Source organism: Streptomyces filamentosus (assembly GCF_014654895.1).
In the GTDB taxonomy this organism is placed as follows: domain Bacteria; phylum Actinomycetota; class Actinomycetes; order Streptomycetales; family Streptomycetaceae; genus Streptomyces; species Streptomyces filamentosus.
Genome location: NZ_BNBE01000002.1, coordinates 526,124 through 540,666 on the forward strand (window position 1 = coordinate 526,124; position 14,543 = coordinate 540,666).

General features: G+C 74.8%; 10 protein-coding genes and 1 pseudogene. 9 read left to right on the forward strand and 2 right to left on the reverse strand.

All coding sequences use genetic code 11. The features are described from left to right. Window positions 1–38: 38 nt before the first annotated feature. Window positions 39–1,244 (reverse strand): MFS transporter, encoded by a 1,206-nt coding sequence (locus IE326_RS21455; RefSeq protein ID WP_190042658.1) that lies wholly within the window; start codon window positions 1,242–1,244, stop codon window positions 39–41. 173 nt (window positions 1,245–1,417) lie between these two features. Here IE326_RS21455 and IE326_RS40850 point away from each other — a divergent pair. Next, window positions 1,418–1,817: pseudogene (locus tag IE326_RS40850) on the forward strand (winged helix DNA-binding protein). 132 nt (window positions 1,818–1,949) lie between these two features. Here IE326_RS40850 and IE326_RS21460 read toward each other — a convergent pair. Continuing rightward, window positions 1,950–3,539, reverse strand: coding sequence for a serine/threonine-protein kinase (locus IE326_RS21460; protein ID WP_229915550.1), 1,590 nt, complete (start codon window positions 3,537–3,539; stop codon window positions 1,950–1,952). A 436-nt stretch (window positions 3,540–3,975) separates the two neighbouring features. Here IE326_RS21460 and IE326_RS21465 point away from each other — a divergent pair, with 436 nt between their 5' ends. The 8 genes from IE326_RS21465 (at window position 3,976) to IE326_RS21500 (ending at window position 14,340) form a co-directional block, all read left to right on the forward strand. Then, on the forward strand, window positions 3,976–5,319 hold the full coding sequence (locus IE326_RS21465) for a uracil-xanthine permease family protein (protein WP_190042659.1): 1,344 nt from the start codon (window positions 3,976–3,978) through the stop codon (window positions 5,317–5,319). Next, a complete protein-coding gene (locus IE326_RS21470) occupies window positions 5,316–6,686 on the forward strand; it encodes an amidohydrolase family protein (protein ID WP_190042660.1) in 1,371 nt (456 codons plus the stop codon). Before IE326_RS21465 ends, IE326_RS21470 begins: the two co-directional genes overlap by 4 nt. 210 nt (window positions 6,687–6,896) lie before the next feature. Further along, window positions 6,897–7,883 (forward strand): isopenicillin N synthase family dioxygenase, encoded by a 987-nt coding sequence (locus IE326_RS21475; RefSeq protein ID WP_150226378.1) that lies wholly within the window; start codon window positions 6,897–6,899, stop codon window positions 7,881–7,883. 310 nt (window positions 7,884–8,193) lie between these two features. Beyond that, entirely contained in the window at window positions 8,194–8,454 is a 261-nt protein-coding gene (locus tag IE326_RS21480) for a hypothetical protein (RefSeq protein ID WP_190042661.1), read from the forward strand. 424 nt (window positions 8,455–8,878) lie between these two features. Further along, window positions 8,879–10,324 (forward strand): hypothetical protein, encoded by a 1,446-nt coding sequence (locus tag IE326_RS21485; RefSeq protein WP_190042662.1) that lies wholly within the window; start codon window positions 8,879–8,881, stop codon window positions 10,322–10,324. Between the two features lie 401 nt (window positions 10,325–10,725). After that, window positions 10,726–11,229: a 2Fe-2S iron-sulfur cluster-binding protein gene (locus tag IE326_RS21490; protein WP_190043453.1), complete on the forward strand. Its 504-nt coding sequence runs from the start codon at window positions 10,726–10,728 to the stop codon at window positions 11,227–11,229. Then, on the forward strand, window positions 11,226–12,206 hold the full coding sequence (locus IE326_RS21495) for an FAD binding domain-containing protein (protein ID WP_190042663.1): 981 nt from the start codon (window positions 11,226–11,228) through the stop codon (window positions 12,204–12,206). The genes IE326_RS21490 and IE326_RS21495 overlap by 4 nt, the downstream gene beginning before the upstream one ends. 13 nt (window positions 12,207–12,219) lie before the next feature. Then, window positions 12,220–14,340 carry a xanthine dehydrogenase family protein molybdopterin-binding subunit gene (locus IE326_RS21500; RefSeq protein ID WP_190042664.1) on the forward strand — a complete coding sequence of 707 codons (2,121 nt, stop codon included), beginning with the start codon at window positions 12,220–12,222 and terminating at the stop codon, window positions 14,338–14,340. Window positions 14,341–14,543 lie beyond the last annotated feature (203 nt).

The following is a 14,543-nucleotide window of genomic DNA, read 5'->3' on the forward strand; positions in this document are numbered from 1 at the left end:
TCCTTCTCGGAGGGGGTCGTAGCTGTGTGCGGGGGGGGTCAGACGGTCGCCGGGGCGGGCTCGGCGGTCGTGGATCCGGTGACGACGCGGCTCGCCCTGCGGGTGCGGCGGTCGAGGTGGGCCGCGAGGAGGGCGAGGAGCAGCGCCGTACCGGAGAGGAGCGCGCCGACCCAGTTCGGGGCGGTGAGGCCGAGGCCGGCGGCGATGACGACACCGCCGAGCCAGGCGGCGAGGGCGTTGCCGAGGTTGAAGGCGCCGATGTTGGCGGCGGAGGCGAGGGTGGGGGCGGCCGATGCCTGGTCGAGGACCCACTTCTGCAGCGGCGGCACGGTCGCGAAGCCGAGGGCACCGATGAGGGAGAGGGTGAGCGCGGCGAGGATCTTGTTGTGGGCGGTCGCGGTGAAAAGGAGCAGGGCGGCGGTGAGGGCGGCCAGGGCGGTGAAGAGCATCGGCATCAGGGCGCGGTCGGCGAACTTGCCGCCGAGCAGGTTGCCGAGGAACATGCCGATCCCGAACAGGACGAGCAGCCAGGTCACGGCGCCCTCGGTGTAGCCGGCGACCTCGGTCATCATCGGCGTGATGTAGGTGATCGCGGCGAACACGCCGCCGTAGCCGAGGACGGTCATCGCCATCGCGAGCCAGACCTGGACGTTCCTGAAGGCGGCGAACTCGCCGCGGACGCTCACCGACTCCAGCCGGCCCGCCTCGGGGACGAGCCTGGCGACGCCGAGGAGGCCGACGACGCCGAGGGCGGCGACCAGCCCGAAGGTGACGCGCCAGCCGGCGACCTGGCCGATGTACGTGCCGCCGGGAACGCCGACGATGTTGGCCACGGTCAGCCCCATGAACATCAGGGAGATCGCGGAGGCCTTCTTCTGCGGGGCGACGAGGTCGGCGGCGACGACGGAGCCGATGCCGAAGAACGCGCCGTGCGCGAGCGAGGCGACGATCCGGCCGGCCAGCATGACGCCGAAGCCGGGGGCGACGGCGGACAGCGCGTTGCCGGCGATGAACAGGCCCATGAGGAACATGAGCATCTTCTTGCGGGAGACCCGGGTGCCGAGGACGGTGAGGAGCGGGGCGCCGACGACGACGCCGAGGGCGTAGCCGGAGACGAGCCAGCCGGCCGTGGGGATGGTGACGCCGAAGTCTCCGGCGACCTGGGGCAGCACGCCCATGATCACGAACTCGGTGGTGCCGATCCCGAAGGCCCCGATGGCGAGGGCCAGGAGCGCGAGAGGCATGGAGGACGACCTTCCGGATGCTTGCGTGGAGCGCTTACTGCGGAAAACAGTACTTGCAGACGCTGGATAAATGCAAACGCATGAAAATCCCCTTGCATGTAGTGCGCGCATGCAAGCACTGAGGGAAGGGGGCCTTCACGTCCTCAACCGCCCCCACCCCCACCGCCCTCTCCCTGCTGCACGGCCGGATCGAGTCCCCCTGGAGCACGGCCTGAGCGTGCGCGGGTCGTCCCTGCTCGACGTCCTCAGCCGCCGGCACGACGGCCCGCCCCGGCGGTACACCTCCGGACGAAGCAGGTGGCCTACGCCGTCGCCCTCGGCCAGAGCGCCACCACCCGCCTGGTCACCCGTCCGGAGGACCGGGGCCCGCTCATGCGTCACCTGGGCCCCCGACCGCCGGGGCACCTGCACCGACGTCTCCCAGGAGGGTCCGCGGCTCCTGGAGGAGACCCGCCCCACCGGCGAGACCGCCCTCCGCGAAGCCCTCGCCCGGGCCGGCCGGGCCCCCGGCTCGCCCTCCTCCTCCACGCCGTCGAGGCGACGGGCACCCGGAGGGCGGCGCCCACGCCCTGAGGCGGAGCCCTGCCGTCCCCTTCCCGCCTCCGCCGACGCGACTCCCGGCGGGACCGACGGCGGCCGGGACCCCGGCCCACGCCGTGCCGCCGGCGCCCCGGCCGGCCCGAGCCCGACCGGCGGGCCCTGCCCTCACAGGCTGCGGAGCTCGAACGCCGCGACGGCCTTTCCGAAGAGGTCCTCGGCCGTCCGCGGGGCGTCCTTCCCGTCGGGGACGTTGACCGCGAGCGTGACCCGTTCCTGGCCGGAGGTCACGACGACCAGCGTCTTCAGGAACCTGCGCGGCACGCCTTCGCTGTTCTCGCTGTACGTCTCGGTGAGGACCGCCGCGTCCCGGCCCTGATGCGTGGCCGGCTCCACCTTGGCGGTGCGCGGCGCCCCGCCCTGCGGGGGCGTCTCGCGCTCGTGCTCGTCCTTCCACCGGTCGGCTACGGCACGGGAGGTCTCCGTGGCCTTCTCCTTGCGGTCCACCCAGATCCACGCGTCCCCCTGGGGAGAGGTGTACGACGTGGCCCGGTACGGCCCGCTGGTGTCGGCGAGGTCGTCGTGGGTCGCGATGGTCCAGTCGGCGGGGGCCGCCACGCTCAGGTGCATCCGGTACTCGTCGTACGCCCTCCACCCGTCCGGCACGCCGTCGCGGGACAGGACCAGGACGAGGGCGACGACCAGGGCCGTCAGTGCGGCGACGGCGCCCGCGACCGGTCCGGTCCGGCCGCGCAGCCGGTGACGCCACGCCCCGCCGGCCGGGCGCCCCGCCGGCGCCCCGTCGACCGTCGTGGGCGCGTGGGCCGGGGGCGGCGCGGACGCCGTGAGGGCGTGCAGCATCGGCCGTGCGCCCTGGGCGGTGAGACGCTCCTCGGGTTCCTTGCGCAGCAGCCCCTTCAGGAGCGCGGTCAGCTCTCCCGCCTGCCGCGGCGGGGGCAGTTCGGCGAGCAGGATCGCCTGCAGCGTGGACGGAGTGGTCTGCCGCCGGAACGGCGAGACGCCCTCGACGGCCTGGTAGAGCGTGACGCCCAGGGACCACAGGTCGGACTCGGGACCGGGGTGGCGGCCGAGGACCCGCTCGGGGGCGATGTACTCGGGGGACCCGATGAACCCGCCGGTCTCCGTCAGCTTCCGCTCCCCCTCGACCTGGGCGATGCCGAAGTCGGTGAGGACCACGCGGTCGTGCCGGCCCACCATCACGTTGCCGGGTTTCACGTCACGGTGCAGCACACCGGCTTCGTGCGCCGCGGTGAGCGCCCCCAGCACGGCGAGCCCGATGCGGGCGGCTTCCTGCGGCGCGACGGTCCCCTCTTCCAGGACCTCGGCCAGCGACCGGCCCCGCAGCAGCTCCATGACGATCCACGGCCTGCCGTCCTCGCCGACCACGTCGTGGATGACGACCACGGAAGGATGATCGACCCGGGCGGCCGCCCGGGCCTCGCGCTCCATGCGGAGACAGGCGGTCCGGCGCTCCGACGGGGTGAAGTGCTCGGGCACGCGCGGCTCCTTGACGGCCACGTCCCGGTCCACCACCTCGTCATGGGCCCGCCACACCGTGCCCATCCCGCCGGCGCCCAACCGCTCCAGCAGCCGGTAACGACCGCCGACGAGACGCCCGGCGCCCGCCTCCCCGCCCCCACCGTCCACCGGTCGCTCCGGCACCCCCGCCGGCGCCGCGCCGGACGGTCCGGCGCCCGCCGGCGGCTGGAGCTCGTAGGAAGTCTGGTCGTCGGCCACTGGTCCCCCGTCTTCGCCACACGCGCGATCGAACCCGCTGAACGCGGACAGCAGGGGATCGCTCCGGGGCGCCGGCGAGGAGAGCGCCCCCGCCCTGCCGCACCGGACGGCGCCCGCGCGTACGGCCCCGTCCCCCGCTGACGACCGGGACCGACCGAAGGGACGATAGCCGCGCCCACCCGCGCCTGCGACCCCTCCTGGTTGGACCTTCGCCTACAACCAGCGCAGCAGAACACGCCCCACCTTCCCGTCCGGCCTCACGCCCGCGCCCCGCCCTGCGGGTACGCCGCGGTTTCCTGGGCGCAACGCCGCCGAAACACCCCCTCCCTACCGTCGCTCCCACACCGGTCATGGCTGCAACGGCCGGTGCGTGCCCGGACGCGGAGCCTGCCCGGGTGCTAACCAGCCGTCTTCCGCCGAGCTACGAGGAGGAACGATGGCCGTGGTCGAGCACGCCGTCGCGCCCGCGCCCCGAGCGCCCCATCCCGTCGACGTACGACCCCCGTGGCGGCGGCTCGTGCCGCTGAGCCTGCAGCACCTGCTCGTCGCGTACGCCGGCATGGCCACGATGCCGCTGCTCGTGGGCACCGCCCTCCACCTTCCCGAGGACCGGATACGCCTGCTCATCAGCGCGAACCTGCTGGTCAGCGGGGTCGCCACCGTGCTGCAGTCGCTGGGCCTGAAGTGGTTCGGGGCGCGGCTGCCGATCGTGATGGGCTCCACGTTCACCGCGATCACCCCCGCCATCCTCATCGGCGGGCAGCACGGTCTCGCCGCCGTGTTCGGGGCGACCGTCGTCTCCGGCCTGGTGACGCTGGCCGTCGCCCCCTGGTTCGGCCGCTGTCTGCACCTGTTCCCGCCGCTGGTCACCGGGACGGTCATCGCCGTCATCGGGTTCTCGCTGGTGCCCTCGGCGGCCGGTCTCGTCGTCGGGCACGGGCCCGCCGGCAGCGGCGGCCGCGGGCTCGCGCTCGCCGCCGGGACGGTGCTGCTCGCGGTCCTCGTGGAACGCCTCGCGCCGCCCGCGCTCGCCCGGTTCTCCGTGCTCCTCGCCATGGCCGCGGGCACCGCCGCCGCGCTGCCGCTGGGACTGTTCGACGGATCGGGAGTCGCGGACGCCCGCCTCCTCACCGCCCCCGACCCGACCGTCTTCGGCGCCCCCACCTTCGTGGTGCCCGCGATCGCCGCGATGCTCGTCGTGCAGCTCGTGAACATGGTGGAGTCCGTCGGCGACACCCTCGCGGTCGGCCAGATCGTCGGCCGCGGCGACGACGCGCCCACCGTCGTACGGGCGCTGCGCGCGGACGGGGCCGCCACGGTGCTGTCGGGGGCGCTCGCCTCCTTCCCCATCGTGACCTTCGGCCAGTCGGTGGGCCTGGTGAGCGTGACGCGCGTGAAGAGCCGCCACGTGGTCGCCCTGTCGGGCGCGTCGATGGTGGTGCTCGCGTTCGTGCCCGTCCTCGGGGCCGCCGTCGCCGCCGTCCCGGGCCCGGTCCTCGGCGGGGTCTCGCTCGTCATGTTCGGGACCGTGGGCGCGGTCGGGCTGCGCATCCTCGCGCGCGCCGACCTGACCGAGCCGCGGAACCTGCTGACCGTCGCCCTCGCCTTCGCGCTCGGCATGATCCCCGTCGGCGCACCGGACTTCTACGCGCCGCTCCCCTCCCACCTGCGCACCGTCCTGGACAGCGGCATCGCCGTCACCGGGATCGTGGCGTTCCTGCTCAACCTCCTGTTCCACCACACGGGCGCCGCCCGCCACCCGAAGGAGACCGCCCGGTGAACCCCGCGACCATCACCGACGTCACCGTCCACACCGGTGGCCGCTGGCTGCCCGGCAGGGACGTCCACCTCGCCGGCGGACGGATCACGGCGATCTCGGAGCACGGCGAACTCCCCCACGCCGGCGAGGTCCTGGACGGACGCGGCGGCCACCTGACGCCCGGCCTCGTCAACACCCACACCCACCTCTTCCAGGCGGGACTGCGCGGCATCGGCGAGGGCCTCGGGCTCCTCGCCTGGCTGGGCGCCGTCGGCGAGGAGGCGGCGCTCCTCACTCCCGAGCGGGCCTACGCGACCGCCGCCGCGGCCGCCGCCGAAGCACTGCGCAGCGGCACCACCACGCTCGTCGAGCACATGTGGCCCCACCCGTCGCCCGAGGTCCACGACGCGGTGCTCCGGGCACTCCAGGACAGCGGCGTACGGGCCGTGCTGTGCCGGGGCGTCGCCGACCGCGCCGACCCCAGCCGCAGATGGGGCTACGACCCGCGGCTGATGCAGCCGCTGGAGGAAGCCCTCGCCCACACCGACGAACTGATCGCGCGGACCCGCGGGAGCCGGGTGGACATCGGCGTCGCCGTGCCCAATCCCCGGTGCCTGACCCCGGAGGGCATGGGCACCGTGCGCGCGTACGCCGAGGAGCGCGCCCTGCCCGTCTCGCTGCACCTCCTGGAGACCACCACGGACGACGTCCTGTGCCGCGAGCGCACGGGAACCGGCGCCGTCGAGTACCTGGAACGCGCCGGGTTCCTCTGGGACCGCCTCCTCGCCGTGCACTGCGTGGAGCTCGACGCCGCCGGACGCGCCACCCTCGCCCGGCACGGCGTCGGCGTCTCGTACAACCCGCTGAGCAACATGCGGCTCGGCAGCGGCATCGCACCGGTCCCCGAGATGCTCGACGCCGGCCTCGGCGTCGGCCTCGGCGTCGACGGGGCCGCCAGCAACGACACCCAGGACATCCTGGAGGCCCTGCGCATCGGGGCCTATCTGCAGCGCGCCGCACACCGCAAGGCGGACCTGCTCGGATTCCCCGAGATGTTCGCCATGGCGGCGGGCGGCGCGAACCGGGTCCTCGGCATCGAGGAGAACCCCGACGGCGGCGTGCGGCCGGGCATGAGGGCGGACCTCGTCCTGCACCGCTTCGACCGCGACTACGCCTGCCTGCCCGTCCACGACCCGGGCGCCACGCTGCTGACGTGCGCCGGCAGCAGGACGGTGGCGGCCGTACTGGTCGGCGGCGAGGTGCTGGTACGCGACGGAGAGCACGTCCGCCTCCTCTCGCACGAGCTGGCGGCGGGCCTCACCCGCTCCGGCCGGCCTACCGGGTCCGCGGCCCCGCACAGGGCCCCCGCGGGCTTTACCACCGCGTAACAGCACGACCCCCACCGGTAACACCCACCGTGCAGGCTGAACCCATCGCGCGCGGGCCCCGGCGACCGGGGCCCGCGCCAGCCCACGGCGCCGGACCCACGAAGGGGTCCGCGCGACCGTGCACGCGGGCGTCTGAGCACCCGCGCTGGGGATCGCAGGGGCGGTGACTGCATCCCGTACCCCCTCTCTGTCCGAGGAGCGACAGCCGCCATGACGCACACCACCCACACGCTCGAAGAGCTGGCCAAGGAGACCCGCATGGGCGGGGCCGGGACGGAGACGTCCGCCCGGGAGGTCCGCCGCATCGACCTCACCGACTTCGACCGCCGCAAGGAGGAGATCACCGGGGAACTGTGGGCCGCCGCCACCGACATCGGCTTCTTCCAGCTGGTCAACCACGGCATCGGACCCGACGTCGTGGACCGCGCCTTCGCCGACGCCGAGGCGTTCTTCGCCCTCCCCGAGCACACCAAGGCCCGGCACGCCCTGAAGAAGGGCCTCAACTCCGGCTGGGAATCGATGACCCAGGTCCGCCCCTCGGTCAACACGCCCGATCAGAAGGAGTCGTACCAGGTCACCCGCCCGCACATGGACGGTCTGTGGCCCGACGACGCCCTGCCCGGCTTCCGGGGGCGCGTCCTGGACTTCGAGGCGCGCTGCCGGGACCTGGCGATGCGGGTGCTGTCGTGCTTCGCCGACGGACTGGGGCTCCCCGACGGGTTCTTCACCCGCGCCCACGACCCGGCGAGCCCGAACTACCAGTCCACCCTGCGGATGCTGCACTACTTCGCCGTCCCCGCCGACGCCGTGGTCCCCGCGAACGTGTGGCGGGCCGGCGCCCACACCGACTTCGACTGCCTGACCCTGCTGTTCCAGCGGGCCGGCCAGGGCGGCCTGCAGGTGTGCCCCGGCAAGGAGGCCGAGGCACAGGAGTGGACACCGGTCGAACCGGACGGCTCCGTGATCACCTGCAACATCGGCGACATGCTGATGCGGTGGAGCGACGACCGGCTCCCCTCCAACTTCCACCGCGTCAGGTCGCCGGGCCCCGGCGACGACCGGTCGGCCCGCCACAGCATCGCCTTCTTCGCCCAGGCCGACCGCGACGTGGTGATCGAGGGCCCGGAGGGCCGCTACCCGCCGATCACCGCGGCCGACTACATCCAGCAGCGGATCGCTGCCAACTTCGCCCGGTAGGGGGGCGAACGACGTGACGATGCCCGCGGAGGACGGCCTGCGGGCCCGCTTCGGACGGCTCGCGGTGCCGGGGCCCCGGCGCGTGCTCGTGAGGTGCACCGGCTGTGTGCCCGCGCCGCCGGCGTTCGGTGCCGCGGCCGGCCCCGACGCCGCCTGCTCGTCGCGGGCGTCGTCACGACGGTCCGGGGCGCCGGTGCCGGCCGCTTCCTCGGCGTGCGGACGCCGGTGAGGGCGGGGCCGCGTCCACGGCGGTGACGCCGATGGTGCCGGTCGCCGGGGAGCACGGCCTCCGCGGGCGGTGTAAGGGCCGGTGCTCGCGGCCGGAGCGTTCGGTCCGCTGATCGCCCGCCCGTTCGCGAAGGAGGGGCACCCGAGCGTCCGGAAGAGCGGGGAACCGGGCCCGGTCGTCACGGACGGCGCCGGCTTCACCCTCCACCGCTTCGACCGGGACGCCGCCCGGCCGGTGGGGTCCGACCGCCAGGGCGACCGCCCCGAACCCCGGAAGCCGACCGAGTTCGTCGACGGGTCCGATGCCGTACGGATCGGCAGCGGGTGCGGACCCGCGACGTGATCTTCGAGGGCCGGCCGCCCTCCCCGCCGCCCTTCGACCCGTCGCGCCGACCGGCCGGCGCGACGGGTCCCGGCGCGCCTCGGACCGCTTCGGACGCGAACGGCCCGCCCCTCCTCACCGACGGAGGCCCGCGCGCCCCGCCACGTGTTGCCCGCATGCTGCGGGAACGTGAACGGCGTGAACAAGCTGTGGCCGGCCGCCGCGAAAGGATCCGAACCTCCGGGACAGCACATAGCGTGGCGGCCAGAGCCGTTCCGGTGAGCAACCGCCACACGGAAGCAAGGGCCGGGCCACACCCTCGGCAGCCGCCCCGTCGGCCGTTCCCACCACGCCGGCCGATCTCCGGGTGCCGCGGCGCCCGGTGCGGTCGCCTGCCCCTCGCTCCGCAACCGCCGTCCCCCTTCCCGCCACGAGGACACCCCTGATGCCGATCTCCCTGCCCGCGGGCGGGCGCCTCGCCGCGCTCGCCCTCTCCCTCACCGTGGCGCTCGGCAGCGCCCCCGCCGCCGCCGACCCGGCTTCCCCCTTCGGCCCGCAGGCGCCGCAGAACCCGGCCACCGCGGCCAACGGCGCCGCGACCATGCACGGCGACAGCGCCTCCAGCGGCACCACGCCCCACCCGGGGACCGGGACGTCCGCCATCGAGTACTCCCGCACCGCGCTGGCTTCGGCCTGCCCCACCGTGGTCGTGGGCGGCGACGGCTACGTGATCACGCTCTGCACCAGCATCTTCGGGCAGACGCCGACCGTGCACCTGCTGGACCCCGTCACCGGGGCCGACCTCGCTTCCCTGGCCCTGCCCAAGGGCAGCCTCTTCGGCGGCGTGTACGCCTACCTCGACAACGCCGACCGGCTGGTGGTCGTCGACGGGAACAACAACCTCGTGCGCGTCGGCCACCGCCGCACCGACTCCGGATGGACCCTCCGGACCGAGCAGTCCACCCCGCTCGGCGACGCCGTCCCCGCCGGGGACAACATCGTCGGCCTGACCCCCGACTGGCAGGGCAGGGTCTGGTTCGCCACCAGCGGCGGCGTGATCGGCACCGTCGACACCGACACCGGGGCGGTGCGCAGCATCAGCACCGGCGAGGGCGTCCAGAACAGCATCTCCACCGTCCCGGGCCGGACCGCCGTCGCCACCGACCACGCGCTCTACCTGCTGTCGGCCGGACCGGACGGTACCCCCGTGGTGGAGTGGCGGGCGCCGTACGACCGGGGCCCGGCCCGCAAGCCCGGCCAGCTCAGCTGGGGCACCGGCACCACCCCGAGCTTCTTCGGGCCGGGCAACGGCACCGAGTACGTCACCATCGTCGACAACGCCGCCCCGCACGGGAACCTGCTCGTCTACCGGGCGGCCGGCGGACCGGACCCGATCTGCCGGATCCCCGTACTGACCCAGTACGCCCGCAGCGGCACCGAGGACGCCGTCATCGCCTCCGGGCGCAGCGTCTTCGTCACCAACACCTACGGCTACCCCTACCCGGCCCTGCCCGAGGGTGCTCCGGCGAGCCAGCCCTCCTCCGCGAGCTTCGAGGGCGGTCTCAGCCGGATCGACGTGAACGCCGAGGGAACGGGCTGCTCGGTGGTGTGGAACAGTCCGGTGAAGTCCGCCGCTCTGCCCCGGCTCTCCCTGGCCGACGGGAAGATCTACACCGTCTCGGTGACCGGGCCGACGGGCAGCGCCGGACTGAACACCTTCGCCCAGTACCACCACTCCGTGATCGACCCGGGCACCGGCGCCCAGCTCACCAGCTCCTTCCTGGGCATCGGGCTGGTCTACAACCCGCTCCAGATGCGGGGGACGGCCGCCCCTGACGGCACCCTCTACCAGGGCACCGAGACCGGAGTGGTGCGCATCTCCAAGCGCTGATCCGGAGACCCGGCCGACCGGGCCGGGGTCTCTTCCCGTCGAGCGCGGAGACGGCCGGAGGCCGGGCTCGGGAGACCGGTCGTGTCGGCGGGCCTCCGCTCCGGGCCGGACGGTGGTCGCAGCCACGGCACCGTCCGGCCCGGCCGCTCCCCGGCGGACCGGACGGACCGTGCCGGGCACCGGTGGACGGCCGGACGACCGCCCTCCCCCGAACGGGTGGGCTCCGGCCGGCGACCGGGGCAGGCGCGGCGGGCGGGGAATCCCCTCCAGGGACGGGGGTACGCGACCCCCACCACCGACGGAAGGCGGACACCGTGGACCGCGACGGAACGGCCGGCCGCGACGACGGTCGCGGCGAAGCACGCGACGGGCCGGAGGGGCCCACGTCGTCCGTGACCCTCATGGTCAACGGTGCCGCCCACGATCTCCGGCTGGACAACCGCACGACCCTCCTCGACGCCCTGCGCGAGCACCTGGACCTCACCGGCGCCAAGAAGGGGTGCGACCACGGGCAGTGCGGCGCCTGCACCGTCCTGGTCGGCGGCCGGCGCGTGAACAGCTGCCTGCTCCTCGCGGTCGCCTGCGACGAGCCCGTCACCACCGTCGAGGGCCTCGCCCGGGACGGCCGGCTCCACCCGCTCCAGGAGGCCTTCGTCGCCCGGGACGCCCTCCAGTGCGGCTACTGCACCCCAGGACAGATCTGCTCCGCCGTCGCCCTCCTCGACGAGGCCGCCGCCGGACACCCCTCGCACGTGACGCCGCCGCACGCCGCCCGTGCCCAAGGCGCCGCGGACCTCACCCGCGACGAGATCCGCGAGCGCATGAGCGGCAACCTCTGCCGCTGCGGCGCCTACCCCCACATCGTCGACGCCGTCACCGACGTGCACCAGGAGACAGTCCGGTGAAGCCCTTCGAGCACGTGCGCGCCGAGCGCACCGAGCAGGCCCTCGCCGCCCACGCCCGCCACCCCCGCGCCCAGTACCTCGCGGGCGGCACCAACCTCGTCGACCTGATGAAGCTCGGCGTGGCCGACTCTCCGCTCCTCGTGGACATCGGCCGGCTGCCGCTCGACACCGTCACCGAGACGTCCGGCGGCGGCCTCGGCATCGGGGCCACCGTCCGCAACAGCGACCTGGCGGCCCATCCGCTCGTCCGCACCCGCTACCCGGTGCTGTCGCAGGCCCTCCTCTCCGGCGCCTCCCCCCAGCTCCGCAACGCGGCCACCACCGGTGGCAACCTCCTCCAGCGCACCCGCTGCCCGTACTTCCAGGACGTCTCCCACCCCTGCAACAAGCGGGAACCCGGCACCGGGTGCCCCGCCCGGGACGGCGTCCACCGCGACCTCGCCGTGCTCGGCCACTCGGCGCACTGCGTCGCCACCCACCCCTCGGACATGGCCGTCGCCCTCGCCGCCCTCGACGCCCGGGTGCGCCTGCTCGGTCCCGACGGCGCACGCGAGGTCCCGCTCACGGACTTCCACCGGCTGCCGGGCGACCGGCCGGAACAGGACACCGTCCTGCGTCCCGGGGAACTCGTCACCGAGGTCACCCTCCCGCCGGCCGCCGGCACCAGCGCCTACCGGAAGGCCCGCGACCGCGCCTCGTACGCCTTCGCCCTCGCCTCCGTCGCCGCCGTCCTCGACGTCGCGGAGGGCCGCGTCCGGCACGTCGCCCTCGCCTTCGGCGGACTCGCCCACCGGCCCTGGCGCGCCCGCGCCGCCGAGGAGGCCCTGCGCGGGGCGCCCGCCGACGAGGAGACCTTCACCTGGGCTGTGGACGCCGAACTGGCGGCCGCCCGGCCGCTGCGCGACAACGGCTTCAAGGTGCCGCTCGCCCGGGGCATCGCCGTCCGCGTGCTCACCGACCTGGCCGCCACCACCTGAGGAGCCACCCCGCATGTGTCCTCCGCCGACACCCGCCGGACCGGTCGCAGGAGCCGACGCCGAGCGCCGCGACGCCCGGCTCAAGGTCACCGGAACCGCCCGCTACGCCGCCGAGCACACCCCGCCCGGCTGCCTCCACGCGGCGCCCGTGCCCGCCACCGTCGCCCGGGGCCGGGTCACCGCCGTGCACGCCGACGAGATCCTGCGCCGCCCCGGCGTCCACGCCGTCCTCAGCCACGAGAACGCGCCCCGGCTGGGCGAGGCCGACGACCCGACCCTGGCCGTGCTCCAGGACGACCGGGTCCCCCACCGCGGGTGGTACGTCGCCCTCGTCGTCGCCGACACGCCGGAGAACGCCCGCGCGGCCGCCGACGCCCTCCGGATCGAGTACGCCCCCGAGGAACACGACGCCGGACCGGCCGACGGCCACCCCCGCCTCTACACCCCGGAGGAGGCCAACGGCGGCCACCCCGCCGTCCGCGAGAGGGGCGACTTCGACGCCGCCTTCGCCGCCTCCGCCGTCCGCGTCGACGCCACGTACACCCTGACCGCCCTGCACAACCACCCCATGGAGCCGCACGCCTCCACGGCCTGGTGGACCGACGGCGACCTGAACGTCCACGACTCGAACCAAGGGTCCACCACCGTGCGGAACGTCCTCGCCGCGTTGTTCGCAGTGCCCCGGGAGCGGGTCACCGTCCACGCCGCCCACGTCGGCGGCGGGTTCGGCTCCAAGGGCACCCCGCGCCCCCAGGTCGTCCTCGCGGTCATGGCGGCGCGGCACACCGGACGTCCCGTCAAGCTCGCCCTGCCCCGCCGTCACCTGCCCGCCGTCGTCGGCCACCGCGCCCCCACCGTCCAGCGCGTCCGCATCGGCGCGGACGCCCGCGGCGTGATCCGCGCCCTCGCCCACGAGGTCACCACGCAGACCTCGACGGTCAAGGAGTTCGTGGAGCAGGCCGCCGTCCCCGCCCGCGTCATGTACACCTCTCCGCACAGCCGCACGACCCACCGCGTGGTGGCCCTCGACGTCCCCACCCCGTCGTGGATGCGCGCCCCCGGCGAGGCGTCCGGCATGTACGCCCTCGAAGCCGCCATGGACGAACTCGCCGTCGCCACCGGCCTCGATCCCGTCGAACTCCGCCTTCGCAACGAACCGGCCCTCGAACCCGACAGCGGTCGGCCGTTCAGCAGCAGGAACCTCGTCGGCTGCCTCCAGGAGGGCGCTCGGCTCTTCGGCTGGGAGGGGCGCGATCCCCGGCCGGGCGTACGTCGCTCCGGTGACCGTTTCACCGGCACCGGCGTGGCCTCGGCCACCTACCCGTACCTCCTCGGCCCGTCGAAGGCGACCGCCCGCGCCGCATCCGACGGCACGCACGTCGTGCGGGTCGACGCCACCGACATCGGCACCGGGGCGCGCACCGTCCTCGCGCAGATCGCCGCCGACGCGCTCCGCGTCCCCCTGGACTCGGTCCGGGTGGAGATCGGCAGCAGTGCCCTGCCCGCCGCCCCGCTCGCGGGCGGCTCCTCGGGAACCGCGTCCTGGGGCTGGGCCGTCCACCGGGCCTGCACCGGGCTGGCCGAGCGGCTGCGCGCCCACTCCGGCCCGCTGCCGTCCGAGGGCCTGACCGTACGGGCCGACACCGCGGAGGAGGCGGGGAAGGAGTCTCCGTACGCCCGGCACGCCTTCGGCGCCCACTTCGCGGAGGTCGAGGTGGACGCGGTGACCGGCGAGGTGCGGGTGCGCCGACTGCTCGGCGTCTTCGCCGCCGGCCGGATCCTCAACCCGCGGACCGCCCGCTCCCAGTTCATCGGGGGCATGACCATGGGCATCGGCATGGCGCTGACCGAGGGCAGCACCCTCGACACCCGGTCCGGCGAGTTCGTGGAGCGGGACCTCGCCTCGTACCACGTCCCCGTCAACGCCGACGTGCCCTCCCTGGAGGCGCACTGGCTGGACGAGGAGGATCCCCACCTCAATCCCATGGGCAGCAAGGGCATCGGGGAGATCGGCATCGTCGGCACGGCGGCCGCGGTGGCGAACGCCGTGCACCACGCCGTGGGCGCCCGCCTGCGCGAGCTGCCCCTGACACCGGACCGCCTGCTGCCGCACCTGCGCGGCCTGTCGGGCTGACCGGCCCGCCGGACCGCGGCGGCGCTCGCACTCCCCCGTGAGCCCGGCGCGGGAAGATGGGCGGATCGGCGGACGGCGCGGCGGCTCGGGGCGATGGTTTCGGGCATATCCGCCGGGCCCGGGTCCCGCGGCAACCGCTCTCCGGGCGGGTGCCGACCGGCAGGGCCGGTGCCGTCCGCGCGAGTGCGGAATCGTTGCTTCCG

Excerpts from the sequence above, each read along its gene's own strand:
- IE326_RS21455 (WP_190042658.1), bottom strand. The coding sequence starts at position 1,244 with ATGCCTCTCGCGCTCCTGGCCCTCGCCATCGGGGCCTTCGGGATCGGC.
- IE326_RS21465 (WP_190042659.1), top strand. The coding sequence starts at position 3,976 with ATGGCCGTGGTCGAGCACGCCGTCGCGCCCGCGCCCCGAGCGCCCCAT.
- IE326_RS21475 (WP_150226378.1), top strand. The coding sequence starts at position 6,897 with ATGACGCACACCACCCACACGCTCGAAGAGCTGGCCAAGGAGACCCGC.
- IE326_RS21485 (WP_190042662.1), top strand. The coding sequence starts at position 8,879 with ATGCCGATCTCCCTGCCCGCGGGCGGGCGCCTCGCCGCGCTCGCCCTC.
- IE326_RS21490 (WP_190043453.1), top strand. The coding sequence starts at position 10,726 with ATGGTCAACGGTGCCGCCCACGATCTCCGGCTGGACAACCGCACGACC.
- IE326_RS21500 (WP_190042664.1), top strand. The coding sequence starts at position 12,220 with ATGTGTCCTCCGCCGACACCCGCCGGACCGGTCGCAGGAGCCGACGCC.